Consider the following 14,215-nt stretch of genomic DNA (forward strand, 5'->3'; position numbering starts at 1 on the left):
GGGCAAGGGCAGGAGCCCGCAGCACAACGCAGTCGATGGGGCCCTTTTCACCCGCCGTTTAGACGAAGAAGATTTCGTATTGTTCTAGGTGATAATTCGGTTCGATCTTGAAAGCAACGGAGCGGCCGAGCTTCTTCTCAATACCTTCCAGTGTTTCGCCTTCAACTTCATAGATCCAATCCACGACTTCGCTATGGCAGTGAATCACCACGTTGGTCTTTTTATTGATCAGCATGTCAGCGTCACGCTCCAGCTCGCGGAAGATCTCGTTGGCCACCGTGGACTTGCGTTTGATATAGCCTTTTCCATCACAGTAAGAGCACGGTTCACACAAGGTTTTGATCAGACTTGGGCGAATGCGCTTGCGGGTCATCTCCACCAGTCCCAACTGGGACATGGAAACGATATTTGTGCGAGCGCGGTCTTTTTGCAGTTCTTCAGCCAGGGCCTCCAGAACCTTTTCGCGATGGGATTCTTTTTCCATATCGATGAAGTCGATGATGATGATCCCGCCGCAGTTGCGGATGCGCAACTGGTGTGCGGTCTCGCGAACCGCTTCCAGATTGGTTTTTAAGATCGTGTCTTCCAGGTCTTTTTTGCCGACGAATTTTCCGGTGTTCACATCAATCACAACCAAAGCTTCGGCCTCATCTATGACGATATAACCGCCGGACTTCAGCCAGATCTTTCTTTCCATCGAACGGGAAATCTCGATATCAATGTCGTACAAATCAAACAGCGGCTTTTTCTCTTCATAAAGGACGATGTTTTGTTTGTATTTTGGCATGAATTGGGACACGAACTTCACAACTTTTTTGTGAATCTCGACATCATCCACCCACACGCTGGTGACATCTTCACTCATCAGATCCCGAAGGGCACGCAGCTCCACATCCAGCTCTGTGTGCAAGGCCCCGGGTTGCTTTTTCTTTTCGTACATCTTGAAGATTTCTTTGCTCATACGATCGAGATACTCGATGTCGGCCTTCAACATTTCCTCGGAGGCGCCATCACCCGCAGTACGCACAATCACGCCACCGGATGGATTGATCTTCTGCACCAGTTTTCTTAGGCGCTCGCGCTCCCCTTCATCCTCAATACGTCGGGAAATCCCCAAGTGGCGCACGGTGGGCAAAAAGACCACGAAACGGCCTGGCAGCGATAGATGTGTCGTTAAACGCGCGCCTTTGGTGCCCAGCGGATCTTTAGAGACCTGAACCAAAATGCTCTGGCCTTCCTTCACCAGCTCTTGAATGGGCGTTTTATTAGTGTGAGTCAGCGGCTTGTCGTCGTCCCCCTCATCCAGGGGCTCTTCCCGGTCCACCGCAGAAAGGAAGTTGTCGTCCACGTCTTCGCGGATGTCGCCCACATACAGGAATGCCGCTTTTTCCAGACCAATATCCACAAAGGCGGCCTGCATGCCCGGAAGAACACGGATCACGGTGCCGCGATGGATAGACCCGACCAATGTAGGGGATGTTTTTCTTTCGATCTTCAAATCAGACAGAATTCCCGCATCGACATAGGCGACTCTGGTTTCTTGGGGGCGAACATTGATCAGAATTTCAGCGGACACAGTGGCTCCTTTACCCGAGAACAGGGCCTGGTCTTAGTTCAATAGTCCAGAAACAAGACCGTTAGCAAATAATATTTAATATTGAAACATATCTGACCGAAAAGATCACTGAATTAGAGCCCTTAGGGAGAGAACGATGGCAACAATTGATGAGCTGTTTAAACTCATGGTCGAACAAGGTGCTTCCGACTTGCATATCACAAGCGGGGCAGCCCCTTATTTGCGCCTTCATGGAAACATGGTTCCATTGAACTATCGCGAACTCACAAATCAGGACGTGCAGGGTCTGCTTTTTGAGATCCTTTCAGAAAAGCAAAAGAAAGCTTTCGTTGAAAAGTGGGAGCTGGATTTCGCCTACACTCTTCCCGGCACAGGCCGCTTCCGTTGCAACATCTTTATGCAACGCAAAGGCCTTGGCGCCGTCATGCGTATCATCCCTGAAAAAATCAAAACAGCGCAAGAGCTGGGTGTGCCCCCATCTGTGATGGACATCATCGACTGCGATCGTGGTCTGATACTGGTAACGGGTCCGACCGGCTCCGGTAAGTCCACCACTTTGGCAGCGATGATCCACCAGATTAACATGACCCGCGAAGCACACATCATCACGGTGGAAGACCCTATCGAGTTCGTTCATCCAAACTTAAAATCCCTGGTCAACCAGCGCGAAGTGGGAAGCCACACCAAGAGCTTTGCCAACGCCCTGAAAGCGGCTCTGCGTGAAGATCCGGACATCCTGCTGGTGGGTGAGTTGCGTGACTTGGAAACAATCTCTTTGGCACTGACGGCCGCAGAAACAGGACACATCGTGTTCGGAACTCTGCACACCAACAGTGCCGCGAAAACCATTGACCGTATCATTGACGTTTTCCCTGCGGGACAACAACAGCAGATCCGCACGATGCTTGCAGAATCCCTGCGTGGAGTGGTGGCTCAGACTCTGTTCTCACGCGCCGACGGCCAAGGCCGTGTGGCCGCTTACGAGATCATGAGAAACACCAAAGCGATCTCCAACTTGATTCGTGAAGGTAAAGTCCACCAAATCCCTTCTGCAATGCAGACCGGCTCCAGCCAAGGGATGGTGTTGTTTGAAAAGTACATCGAAGATTTGGTCCGAAAAGGAAAGGTTTCTGCTGCGGATGCGAAAACCTTCCTGGGTCAAGCCGGTGGTGGCGACACCAGCGTGCAGACAGCTGTGGGCGGCGCCGTCGGTGGCCCGCGCACCAAAGTGGGCTGATCTTAATTAGAACTCAAATCCAAACTGAACAATTGGAGGGGCCTTGGCGACAGTCGTTGAGGCCCTTCGGCTTTTTTGGTCCCATCCTAAGTTCTGTGAATATTCATAATTAGGTGTCGCTGGGCGCGAGGAGTCATAAACAACATAGCCCACCCCCGCAACAAAACCCACTAAGGCCCCCAGGCCGATGTTGTCGGTGTGTTCTTCTGGATGACCGTAAAAAGACAACGTGCTTAATCCCAAAATAGCGCCCCCCAGACTGGCAAACAGGACGGCCGCCGTATTTCGTTTAAAGGCTCTGTCGGCTTGCGCAAAAGACGCCGAGGAAGTGAAGATCAACAATGCTGCCAGAAAAAACGAGGTCCACTTCTGTGGTGTCATGATTGCCTCCTGCAATGAACTGAGATACTTTTGCTATTTAAACATTTTTGAGGTGCCCCGTGCAACTAAGTCGTTATATTGACCACACTCTTTTGAAGCCCGAGGCTCAGCTCTCGCAAATCGAAAAGCTTTGTGCTGAAGCCAAAGACCATTCTTTCTTCAGCGTCTGCGTAAACACCTCTTACGTCAAAACCTGCGCAGAACTTCTTAAGGGCTCCTCTGTGAAAGTCTGCTGTGTGGTGGGCTTCCCATTGGGTGCCATGGACACAGAAAGCAAAGCCTACGAAACTTCGACCGCCATTCGCAATGGCGCACAGGAAGTCGACATGGTTATTCAGATCGGCGCACTGAAAGACCGTCGTTTGAACTATGTTCGCGACGACATCAAAGCCGTCGTGCAGGCCGCGCAAGGTCGCACCGTGAAAGTGATCATCGAAACTTCCCTGCTGAACAACGACGAAAAAGTCCTGGCCTGCAAAGCCGCACTGGAAGCTGGCGCTCACTTTGTAAAAACCTCCACCGGATTTGGAGGTGGTGGCGCAACTGTCGATGACGTGAAACTGATGAAGTCCGTCGTCGGCAATCAAATGGAAGTGAAAGCTTCCGGCGGCATCAAAGATGCCCAACAAGCACATGCAATGATCGAAGCTGGAGCCACCCGCCTTGGCACAAGCTCCGGAATCACAATTATTCAAGGCGGCTCTGTACAAGGTGGTTACTAATGTCTTTTCTTCCTGCTGAAATCATCAAAGCCAAACGCAATGGCCAAGAACTGAGGTTTGATGAAATCAACGAATTTATTCTGGGCTATGCCCGTGGCCACATCCCCGATTATCAGATGTCGGCTCTTTTGATGGCGATCTTCTTCCGTGGCATGACAACGGAAGAAACTCTGTCTTTGACCAAGGCCATGCTTCACTCCGGCGAGGTTGTGGACTTCTCTTCCGTGAAAGAATTCAAAGTGGACAAACACTCCACCGGTGGAGTGGGCGATAAAACCAGCTTGATTCTGGGACCTATTGTTGCGGCTGCAGGAATTCCGGTTCCAATGATTTCCGGCCGTGGCCTGGGTCACACGGGTGGAACTTTGGACAAACTTGAATCCATCCCCGGATTTAATACACAGAAATCCTTGCCTGAATTCATTGAACTGGTGAAGAAACACAAGATCTGCTTCATCGGTCAGACCAAAGAGATCTGCCCTGCCGACAAAAAAATCTATGCTCTTCGCGACGTAACAGCCACAGTGGAAAGTCTGCCATTGATTTGCGCTTCCATCATGTCCAAGAAAATGGCTGAAGGCATCGACGGCCTGGTGTTGGATGTGAAGTACGGCTCTGGGGCATTCATGAAGACCCCTGTTTTGGCAGAGGAGCTGGCCCTGAATCTGATGGCCATCGCCAAGGGCTACGGCAAAAAAGTCACGGCACTGCTGACGAATATGGATCAACCACTGGGTCGCTTCGCTGGGAATTCACTTGAGGTGGATGAGTGCGTGGCTATCATGAAAAATGAAAAGTTCATCGGCCCTGCAGGGTATGATCTTTACGAAGACACGCGCGAGCTGAGCTTGCGACTTTCTGCTCACATGTTGTTACTTGCGGGCGTTGGTAAAAACGAAGAAGAGTCTTACAAAATTGCCACAGATATGCTGGTGTCCGGCAAGGCGATGGCGAAGTTTGAAGAACTCTGCTCCATTCACGGTGGAAATTTGCAGGCATTGCCAAAACCAAAACATTCCATTGCGGTCACATCAGAAAAAGCCGGTTGGGTTGGTGGCTTCCACACTGAAAGCATTGGGGTTGCGGGCATTCTTATCAAAGCCGGTCGAGCTCAGACAACGGACATCATTGCACCAACTGCAGGCATCGAATTCCATGTGAAAGTTGGTGATGAAGTGAAGGTCGGAGACACGGTCTTTACATTGCATGGCGACGACAAAGATCTGCTTCAATCTGCTCTGCCTATGCTTCGTTCAGCGATGACAATTTCCTTGCAAAAGGTGGCAAAGCCTAGTTTGATACTGAAAACTTTGAGCTAATGCTCTAAGTCTTAAAAAGGGGACGTCGTTTGGTACTCAATAAGCTTCAAGAATCCATGGCCTTTATCCGCACAAAAACTTCGGCAAAACCGAAGATCGGTGTCGTGTTGGGTTCCGGTCTTGGCGCTTTCGTAAAAGAAGTGGAAGTTGAAACAACCATTCCTTACAAAGACATCCCCCACTTCTCCCCGCCGACTGTGGAAGGTCATTCTGGAAATTTGATCTTCGGTAAAGTCGGTGGTCAGCCGATTGCAATTCTTCAGGGTCGCAATCACTTCTATGAAGGTCACAGCATGGAAAGTGTTGTGTTCCCGACAAGAACGCTGGCGATGCTGGGTGTGGAAACTTTGATCCTGACAAACTCTGCCGGCGGTTTTGGTGAAAACATGCAGGCTGGTGATTTCATGATCATCGAAGATCACATCAATTTGATGGGCACGAATCCTTTGATGGGTCCGAACATCAAAGAGCTGGGTCCTCGTTTCCCCGACATGACTGAGGCTTACGACAAACGCTTGATCCAAACAATGGAAGAAGTGTTGATGAAGCAAGGTACGCGCTATCACAAGGGTGTATACTGCGGCGTCAGTGGTCCCACTTATGAAACTCCAGCAGAAGTTCGCTACCTGAAACTTATTGGTGGCACAGCCGTGGGCATGAGCACAGTTCCTGAAACCATCGCAGCCAATCACTTGGGTCTGCGTGTGGCGGCACTTTCTTGTATCACGAACTTGGCAGCGGGAATTTCTTCTCAGAAGCTTTCCCACGACGAAGTGACAGAAACTGCGAAGCAAGTCGAGTTGCAATTCTCCTCGTTTTTACGCGAATTCATCGCTCACATCTAATGGATTGGACCTGACAAAAAGGTCCAGTCTAGTTTCGAATTTTTAGCCTCAAAATAAGACATATAATGACCGAAGAGCTAACCGGTCGGGCCTTTGATATGCGTCCCATTGATGGGACCTCTACGGCCCGCACAGGGAGTGAACATGGATGTTCAGAAAATTCTCTCGGCGGTCGCTTGCGTCTTTGTATTAGCAGCATGTAGCAAAAAATCCGCTGAATCCGTCTTTCCAGAAAATGGTGCTCTTGACTCAAGTGCATGTCGGGGCCAGGCCATCGAAAACAAATTTATCGTCCAATGGGAGGACGGCAGTTTCACAACTGAAACGGCTGCGAACGCCGATGAATTCAAAGAGAACTTCATCAAGCCACAATTAGAAAATATTAAACACGTGGATTACGATCGAGTGATTCAACTGCAAACCTCTAATGAAGTGCGCACCTCGGGCTTCACCGACAGCTGGGGGCAAGAGCGCATTGGAGCCCCTTCGGTCTGGAGTCAGGGCATCTATGGTCAAGACGTTAAAGTCGCTGTGGTGGACGCCTACGTGGATGTCAGTCACCCCCAACTTCTTCCGCGCATTGCCGTGAACTCGGGTGAAATTCCCAACAACGGCAAAGACGACGATGGAAATGGGATTGTTGATGACTACTATGGAGCTGCGTTCGTATCCCAGCCCGGCAGCAATCAAACACCCAGCTCGCATGGTTCTCACGTGGCTGGCATTATTGCAGCGGATTCCCGCTATGGCAGCGTCGAAGGCGTAGCCCCTCAGGCCCAGATCATTCCTGCGCAGTTTATCTCAAATGATGGTGGTGGCTCCTTAGGCGATGCCGTTTTGGCTTTGCAATATTCCGCCAAGCGCGGTGCAAAGATCATCAACGCCAGCTGGGGGGGAGCTCCTTGTGTGGCATCTCTGCGCAATGCCTTTAACGAATTGCAACGTCAGGGCATCCTCGTGGTGGTGGCCGCAGGAAACGATGGACGTGACGTCGACGTGTATCCTGAATTCCCGGCATCCTTTAACATGTCCAATCAGATCACTGTGGCGGCAGCCTCCGTTTCTGATTTCATGACCTCGTGGTCGAATCGTGGCTTCAATCTGGTGCATGTGGCGGCTCCGGGCGAAAGAATTTTAAGCACGGTTCCAGGAAATTCGATCGCATATATGGAAGGAACAAGCATGGCCGCTCCGTTTGTCAGCGGGACTGCGGCCCTGCTTTGGAGCGCCAAACCTGAGGCCACCGCAAGCCAAATTAAAGAGGCGATTTTGCGCTCGGTGGACGTCGAGGCCGGACACGAGTTTAAAGTAAATACTCGAGGGCGTATCAACGTCGAAAAGGCCCTGACCACTCTTCGTCAGTTAGTTCCATAAATTCAATAAGATAGATCGCATCGTGCGGAGCGTAAACAGTGCGCTCCGCGTCCTAGTTTTAAGATGATTCTTTAAGCTCTCATGCTAGATTGATTCCCTGTTTTTTGAGGATGGTTCCTCATTAAGAAAAGGAATTGTATGAGCACAGAAGTTTCATCTGGCATTCAAGCTCGCTTGGCAGATCTTGAAAAAAGAAACGAAGCCGCAATGGCTGGTGGTGGCGCAGCTCGCTTGGCCAAACACAAACAAGGTGGCCGCCTAACAGCACGTGAACGCGTGGATGTTTTATTGGATCCGGGCAGCTTCGTTGAAATGGATCGTTTCGTTTCTCACCGTTGCACAAACTTCGGCATGGATAAAAACGTGGTTCCTGGTGATGGTGTCATCACTGGTTACGGTCGTATCAACGGCAAGCTGGTTTATTTGTCATCTCAGGATTTCACCGTGATCGGTGGATCCATGTCCCGCACTCAAGCCAACAAGATCTGCAAAGTGATGGATCTGGCCATGAAGAACGGGGCCCCTTTCATTTCTATCAATGACTCTGGTGGTGCACGTATTCAAGAGGGTATCGAATCCCTGGGTGGTTACGCAGATATCTTCACTCGCAACACCATGGCTTCTGGCCTGATCCCTCAGATCACCGCTATCATGGGCCCATGCGCAGGTGGTGCGGTTTATTCTCCGTCCATCACTGACTTCGTGTTCATGGTGAAAAACACTTCTTACATGTTCGTGACGGGTCCTGATGTAATCAAGACGGTGACTCACGAAGATGTGACAAAAGAAGAACTGGGTGGAGCAACAACTCACTCTGCCAAGTCCGGTGTGGCGCACTTTGCGGCGGAAGACGATAAGCACTGCTTGCTTCTGATCCGTGAAATGATGAACTTCCTTCCGTCCAACAATCTTGACGATGCTCCAGTTCTTCCGACCAACGATCGTCCGGACCGCCTGACGGAAGCACTGAACACCATGATCCCGGAAAATCCAAAGAAGCCTTATGACATGATCTCTGTGATCACCGAGTGCGTGGACGAAGGTTACTTCCTGGAAGTTCACAAGCACTTCGCACAAAACCTGATTGTGGGCTTTGCGCGATTTAACGGTCGTCCAGTGGGTATCGTGGCCAATCAGCCCAACATCCTTGCTGGCTGCTTGAACATTGAAGCGTCCCGCAAAGGGGCTCGTTTCATCCGCTTCTGTGACGCCTTCAACATCCCAGTGGTTTCCTTCGTGGACGTTCCGGGCTTCTTGCCAGGGAAAGATCAGGAATGGAACGGCATCATCACTCACGGTGCAAAATTGCTTTACGCTTATGCGGAAGCGACAGTGCCTAAGATCACAGTGATCACCCGTAAGGCTTACGGTGGTGCTTATATCGTTATGGGCTCCAAGCTTCTTCGCTCTGACGTGAATCTGGCATACCCTTCTGCGGAAATCGCGGTGATGGGTGCTGACGGTGCGGTGAGCATCATCTTCCGTGAAGAGATCAACAAAGCCAAAGATCCTGTGGCCGAGCGCGCTCGCCTGACGGCAGAGTACGAAGCGAAATTCAGCAATCCGTATGTATCCGCTGAATTGGGCTACACTGATGAAGTGATCGAGCCAGCAATGACTCGTAAACGTATCATCGACTCTTTGGAAATGTTGAAACATAAACGTGATATCACTCCGGCTAAAAAGCACGGAAACATCCCCCTGTAGGAGCGAACATGGCATTGTTTAAAAAAATCCTGATCGCCAACCGTGGGGAAATCGCCATTCGTATCACTCGTGCTTGTCGTGAGCTGGGGATTGCGTCTGTGGCCGTGTTTTCTGATGCGGATCGCGACAGCTTGCACGTCTTTTTGGCGGATGAGGCCTACCACATTGGCCCGTCCCCATCGCGAGAAAGCTATTTGAACTATAACAAGATCATTGAAGTCTGCAAAAAAGCCGGCGTGGACGCTGTTCACCCGGGTTATGGCTTCTTGTCTGAAAACACCACTTTTGCCAAAGCTCTGGAAGAAGCTGGTATCACCTTCATCGGTCCAACGGTTGCAAATATCGAGGCCATGGGTGACAAGCTTTCTGCTAAAGCGTTGATGAAGAAAGCCGGTGTTCCGACAGTTCCGGGCTCTGATGGCGGCGTTGAAACCGTTGAAGAAGCCCAGAAGATCGCAGAAAAAATCGGACTTCCGATCATCATCAAAGCTTCGGCTGGCGGTGGTGGTAAAGGGATGCGTGTGGTTCGTCAGATGGACGAACTGGAAAGCGCCTTCCGCGCCTGCCGCTCTGAAGGTCAGAACTATTTCGCGGATCCGACTGTTTACATCGAAAAGTTCATCAACGATCCAAAGCATATCGAGATTCAGGTGTTCGGCGATAAACACAATAACCACGTTCACTTGTTTGAACGTGAGTGCTCTGTTCAGCGTCGTCACCAAAAAATCATCGAAGAATGTCCGTCCCCTTCTGTGCCTCACGAGGTGCGCCTGCGCATGGGTGAAGCCGCTGTTCGCGCCGCAAAACAGATCAACTATGTGGGCGCGGGAACGATTGAGTTTATCTTTGATAACGCCACCAAAGAATTCTACTTCATGGAGATGAATACGCGTCTTCAGGTGGAACATCCGATCACGGAGATCGTGACGGGTTATGACCTGGTGAAAGAGCAGATCTATGTGGCTGCTGGCAAACCTTTGAGCTTCAAACAAGAAGACATCAAACAAAAAGGCCACGCGATTGAGGCCCGCATCTGTGCAGAAGATCCAATCACGTACAAACCACACCCTGGTGTGATTCGCGCGTGTCGTCACCCGCAAGGTCCGTTCATGCGTGTGGATTCTTATGCGTATCCTGGTTATGAAGTGCCTATCTTCTACGATCCCATGATCGCAAAAGTGATCACCTGGGGTGAGACTCGTGAAGAGGCCATCGACAGAATGCAACGAGCGCTCAGTGAGTTCGTGTTGACCGGAATTAAGACCAATATTGTTCTTCATAAAACAATTCTGGACCATGCGAAGTTCCGCGACGGCTCTTACACGACTCAGTTTATTGAAAAGAACTTCGAAGTTATCGAACCGAATCTTTTCAAGGAAGTTGAAGACCCTGTATTCCTGATCGCTGCGGCCATCACCGCTTACAACGATCGTAAATCCAAAGACGTTCGCCAGCTGAACCTGACTTCCCATTGGAAACGTGTCAGCCGCAAACTTCAATTGAGGACGTAACCATGTACTTTGAGGCAGAACTTAAAGGTAAGAAATTTAAAGTGGATGTGACCGAGCAGCGTACGACCTGGAAGGTTTCCTTGCAGGAAGAGGGCAAAGACTGGGTTCACTATGATATCTCCAAAAACGATTACAAGCAGGCTGAGCAGTACATTAGCTTCCTGTTTGGCGGCAAATCCTATCTGATCGACGTCATCGGACAGGACACAGAGTACACGGTCTTTACGCGTAACTCTTTCCGCACCATCAAAGTCTTCAATGATGAAATGCTTTTGCATGAGTCCCTGAAGAAAGGTGGCGGCTTCGGAGGCGATCAGGAACTGAAGTCCGGTATGCCAGGTAAAATCATCGAAATCTTCGCCAAAGAAGGTGAGATCGTGAAGGCCAACAAGCCTTTGCTGATCATGGAAGCGATGAAGATGGAAAACGAAATGCGTGCGACTCGCGATGTGAAAATCAAAGAAGTGCGCGTAAAACAGGGTGATTCGGTGGAATCCGGCGCCGTTCTGATCAAGTTTGAAGAGCCTTAATCAGGCCTCAGACTGAAGAACAAAAAACCCGCATCATCACTGGTGCGGGTTTTTTTATTTCTTATTCTCGTTCATTAATAGCGTAGGCTGCTTCACGCTTCTTTTCAAAGATACCGACAATCAGAACTGCCGCTTCGAAGAGAATCCACATGGGTGCCAGCATCATCACCATACTCAGTAAATCCGGCGGCGTGATAATCGCGGCTATCACCGCAATCGTCATGATGGCATAACGACGGTTCTTGCGCAGGAAGGCCTGGCTGACGATTCCCATCATGCCCAGAACAATGATCACTAGCGGAAGCTCGAAAGCCACACCAAACATCAAACACATCTGAGTGAAAAAGCCCATGTACTGATCAATGGAGATCATGGGCTTGTCGACATCGCCCCCGTATGTCATCAGAAACTGGAAGGCCATGGGCAAGGCAATCCAATACGAGAAAGCTGCCCCCAGCACAAACAAGCCGGTTCCGGAAATAATAAAGCCCATCGTGTATTTACGTTCTTTTGCATAAAGACCCGGAGCCACAAACTTCCACACCTGGTAAAGCCAGAACGGACAAGACAGCAAAATACCGCAAACGAAGGACAGCTTCAGATGGGCGATAAACTTATCCAAGGGACCTGTGTAGATCAACCCCCCGCCCGGAAGATAAGGACGAATGGGTTCTCTGACAAAATCAAAGATCTTTTCACTGAAGCCGTAGCAAATACCAGTGGCGATCAACAGAATCCAAACACAGTTGATCAGCATCTTTCTTAGGTCAGCAAGGTGCTCATACAAGGACTGGGCTTTGGAATCGAGTTCTTCGCGTTTCATTTATTCTTTTGCTCTTCGGACTTGCCATCAGCCTGCGGAAACTCCAATTGCTCGGGATTTTCGGCGGAGGCCGTGGTCTCAGGAGCCAAGGGGGCTGTGTCTTGTTGTCCTTGATGGTTGTTCAGATTGGGATTGCGAATAGTTTGGTTAAGATCAATTTTATCCATGCGCACCTGTTGTTTCAGTTCATCACCCAAAACATTGGTGCTGCGTTTGAGTTCGTTCAGGAAACGACCCAAAGTTCTTGCAAGCTCCGGAAGTTCCTTCGGCCCGATCACAATCAGGGCCAGAACCGCAAGAAAGATAATTTCAGACATACCTAGGCCAAACATGGCGCCAGAATAGTGGAATCAGCTCTGCTTGCCAAGCTTTACTTGATCCTGAGGAAGAGTCAAAACACCCATTTCAACCAGCTTTTCACGAGCCAGTTCCGAGCCCGTGCGCATATAGCGCTCATAGAGCCTCAGGATGCTCTCATCGCTTTTAACTAAGGAATGATGACTGATGTAGGTCAGGACATCCACGAATTCCAGGAAGCGTTCGGCAAAGACATTATACACCCGGGCTAGTGTGTCCTCGCGGGTGCAATGAGCCAGGGAGGCGTAAGCAGCTCCACCGATTTCCGCATAGTAGTCCACATCCACAATTTTTCGCGACAATGAGTCGCCGAAGAACCCGCTGATGTAAAGAGTCCGGTCCCCCAGCTTTCTTAACATTTCCGCACGCACCACGCTGTCGGCATTCTGAGCCGTCAGATACATCTCTGCCAGGGTTGTGGGATTCTTTTGACCACCTTCGGTCGCATAGGCCGGATCGAAAAGATTGCGGGCATCCAAATAATGCTGCAACAAATTTACAAGATAGGTTTCAACCAAGGGATACGTCTGAACCTTTCGCTGGGATAGTCCCTTTTGAACGAGTTCCTGAAAGTAGCCCTCGGGGCTTACAAAAAGCTCAACTGTCGGTGTCGTCGAACGCTTTTCCCGCATACTTATAGTCTAACAAATTTCAGTTGGCTTCCGGTTAGTTGTTTTTGTGAAAGCTGGTCAAAAGTCTCAATCTGAGACACCCCCCCTGGGCACTGCCCTTGCTACATCTCCCATGAGCCACTTTGCAGAGGAGCAGATCGTATGTATTTGAAAAGGCTGGTTATCTTTTTTGCAGCGCTCAGCCCTTTTGCGTCAGGGTCCGTCCATGCCTTCGGCGGCGAGCAGTGCGGTCCGATTTTCTCCTCGAACTATGCCCTGAATGGGCGCATTGAAGTTCGCCCTTCCGCCTTGTACGGACCGGCGGCGGCAGATTTTGCCAAAACAATTCTACAAGTGGATTCCTTGCTGGCTCCCCTGCAGCCTGCGACGGAGGCTCGCGTATTCATCGACAACGTTTTTGCCTTTTCACTTTTTGATGCCAGGGATTTTTCCATTTCCGTGGGACTGCGCCCTTCAGCGATGGGAAACAAACATCCTGCCATCAATCAGAACATTCTGATTCACGAGTACTCACACGCCGTTTTTGAAAAAAATCTGATGCGTGACCTGGAAAGCTACAAACATTTGCGCCAGGAAAATCTTGAACTGCTGAACAAAGAAGACATCCTGCACGCCGAGGCTGATGCGCTTGGAGAGCAGGCCAGCTGGGCCACCGGAACCGAACAGATACGCCTGAAAACTCTGGCTGAAGAAAAAAGGGCCGAGGCCATGTTTGTGACGAAACGACTGCAGCAACTGACGTCCTTCTGGAATCTGCGCAGTGGTTTGCACGAACTCTTTGCTGACTCTGTAACCCTGGCCACCACCCGTGATCCCAGAAGCATAAGTGATTTATTAAAGAATGCAGAGCAGAGATCCCGGGACCATTCTCCGGAAGAACTCCTCCTGCGGGACTTCGGTGATGGTCGTCATCATCTGAATCGAGCGGCCTGGAAGAAAGAACAAAACCTCGAATCCAAGTATGCGACGGATGTCTATTACGCTTTCCTTCCGGCACGCTGGGAGCTGTGGAAGCTCACCAAGAGCCGCCTTAAAAGCGACAACTACCGCAAGAATTTGATTCCGAAGGTTTTTGAGATTCTTGAAAGAAATCTGTCAGAGATTCTGACCAAGAAGCCCGATGAAATCGGACCTCTTGGCATTAAGGAAATTGAGAGGGTCAACCAGCAGATCATCGAGGATTTCCGCCGGGAGCTTTAGA

General features: G+C 50.2%; 14 protein-coding genes. 9 read left to right on the top strand and 5 right to left on the bottom strand.

Going from position 1 to position 14,215, the window contains the following annotated elements; translation table 11 throughout:
* Nucleotides 1-58: 58 nt before the first annotated feature.
* The gene (locus tag ACZ50P_RS17025; RefSeq protein ID WP_464119039.1) at nucleotides 59-1,576 is read right to left on the bottom strand and encodes an Rne/Rng family ribonuclease; all 1,518 of its coding nucleotides are present in this window, start codon (nucleotides 1,574-1,576) and stop codon (nucleotides 59-61) included.
* 136 nt (nucleotides 1,577-1,712) lie between these two features.
* Here ACZ50P_RS17025 and ACZ50P_RS17030 point away from each other — a divergent pair, with 136 nt between their 5' ends.
* The gene (locus tag ACZ50P_RS17030; protein WP_464132543.1) at nucleotides 1,713-2,813 is read left to right on the top strand and encodes a type IV pilus twitching motility protein PilT; all 1,101 of its coding nucleotides are present in this window, start codon (nucleotides 1,713-1,715) and stop codon (nucleotides 2,811-2,813) included.
* 6 nt (nucleotides 2,814-2,819) lie between these two features.
* Here ACZ50P_RS17030 and ACZ50P_RS17035 read toward each other — a convergent pair whose 3' ends face one another.
* The gene (locus ACZ50P_RS17035; protein WP_464132545.1) at nucleotides 2,820-3,194 is read right to left on the bottom strand and encodes a hypothetical protein; all 375 of its coding nucleotides are present in this window, start codon (nucleotides 3,192-3,194) and stop codon (nucleotides 2,820-2,822) included.
* A gap of 59 nt (nucleotides 3,195-3,253) precedes the next feature.
* Between ACZ50P_RS17035 and deoC the strand changes: the two genes are divergently transcribed.
* From deoC to ACZ50P_RS17070, 7 genes are all read left to right on the top strand, one after another.
* Nucleotides 3,254-3,916 (top strand): deoxyribose-phosphate aldolase, encoded by a 663-nt coding sequence (gene deoC / locus ACZ50P_RS17040; protein WP_464132546.1) that lies wholly within the window; start codon nucleotides 3,254-3,256, stop codon nucleotides 3,914-3,916.
* Nucleotides 3,916-5,235: a thymidine phosphorylase gene (locus ACZ50P_RS17045; protein ID WP_464132547.1), complete on the top strand. Its 1,320-nt coding sequence runs from the start codon at nucleotides 3,916-3,918 to the stop codon at nucleotides 5,233-5,235. The genes deoC and ACZ50P_RS17045 overlap by 1 nt, the downstream gene beginning before the upstream one ends.
* Nucleotides 5,236-5,264: 29 nt before the next feature.
* Nucleotides 5,265-6,080 carry a purine-nucleoside phosphorylase gene (locus ACZ50P_RS17050; RefSeq protein ID WP_464132549.1) on the top strand — a complete coding sequence of 272 codons (816 nt, stop codon included), beginning with the start codon at nucleotides 5,265-5,267 and terminating at the stop codon, nucleotides 6,078-6,080.
* Nucleotides 6,081-6,224: 144 nt separating this feature from the next.
* Nucleotides 6,225-7,454 carry a S8 family peptidase gene (locus tag ACZ50P_RS17055; RefSeq protein WP_464119046.1) on the top strand — a complete coding sequence of 410 codons (1,230 nt, stop codon included), beginning with the start codon at nucleotides 6,225-6,227 and terminating at the stop codon, nucleotides 7,452-7,454.
* Nucleotides 7,455-7,592: 138 nt separating this feature from the next.
* Nucleotides 7,593-9,161 (top strand): acyl-CoA carboxylase subunit beta, encoded by a 1,569-nt coding sequence (locus ACZ50P_RS17060; RefSeq protein ID WP_464132550.1) that lies wholly within the window; start codon nucleotides 7,593-7,595, stop codon nucleotides 9,159-9,161.
* A gap of 14 nt (nucleotides 9,162-9,175) precedes the next feature.
* On the top strand, nucleotides 9,176-10,672 hold the full coding sequence (gene accC, locus ACZ50P_RS17065; RefSeq protein ID WP_464135231.1) for an acetyl-CoA carboxylase biotin carboxylase subunit: 1,497 nt from the start codon (nucleotides 9,176-9,178) through the stop codon (nucleotides 10,670-10,672).
* 2 nt (nucleotides 10,673-10,674) lie between these two features.
* Nucleotides 10,675-11,202, top strand: coding sequence for an acyl-CoA carboxylase biotin carboxyl carrier protein subunit (locus tag ACZ50P_RS17070; RefSeq protein WP_464132552.1), 528 nt, complete (start codon nucleotides 10,675-10,677; stop codon nucleotides 11,200-11,202).
* Nucleotides 11,203-11,263: 61 nt separating this feature from the next.
* Here ACZ50P_RS17070 and tatC read toward each other — a convergent pair whose 3' ends face one another.
* Genes tatC through ACZ50P_RS17085 form a run of 3 tightly spaced genes read right to left on the bottom strand, consistent with a single transcriptional unit; the run spans nucleotide 11,264 to nucleotide 13,014 of the window.
* Complete coding sequence (gene tatC / locus ACZ50P_RS17075) at nucleotides 11,264-12,025, bottom strand: twin-arginine translocase subunit TatC (protein WP_464132553.1); 762 nt, start codon at nucleotides 12,023-12,025, stop codon at nucleotides 11,264-11,266.
* A complete protein-coding gene (locus ACZ50P_RS17080) occupies nucleotides 12,022-12,342 on the bottom strand; it encodes a Sec-independent protein translocase subunit TatA/TatB (RefSeq protein ID WP_464132555.1) in 321 nt (106 codons plus the stop codon). Before ACZ50P_RS17080 ends, tatC begins: the two co-directional genes overlap by 4 nt.
* A gap of 33 nt (nucleotides 12,343-12,375) precedes the next feature.
* Nucleotides 12,376-13,014 (bottom strand): hypothetical protein, encoded by a 639-nt coding sequence (locus ACZ50P_RS17085; protein ID WP_464132557.1) that lies wholly within the window; start codon nucleotides 13,012-13,014, stop codon nucleotides 12,376-12,378.
* A gap of 141 nt (nucleotides 13,015-13,155) precedes the next feature.
* Here ACZ50P_RS17085 and ACZ50P_RS17090 point away from each other — a divergent pair, with 141 nt between their 5' ends.
* Nucleotides 13,156-14,214: a hypothetical protein gene (locus ACZ50P_RS17090; RefSeq protein ID WP_464132559.1), complete on the top strand. Its 1,059-nt coding sequence runs from the start codon at nucleotides 13,156-13,158 to the stop codon at nucleotides 14,212-14,214.
* The last annotated feature ends 1 nt before the right edge of the window (nucleotide 14,215 follow it).

Source organism: Bdellovibrio sp. CKG001, from assembly GCF_055397465.1.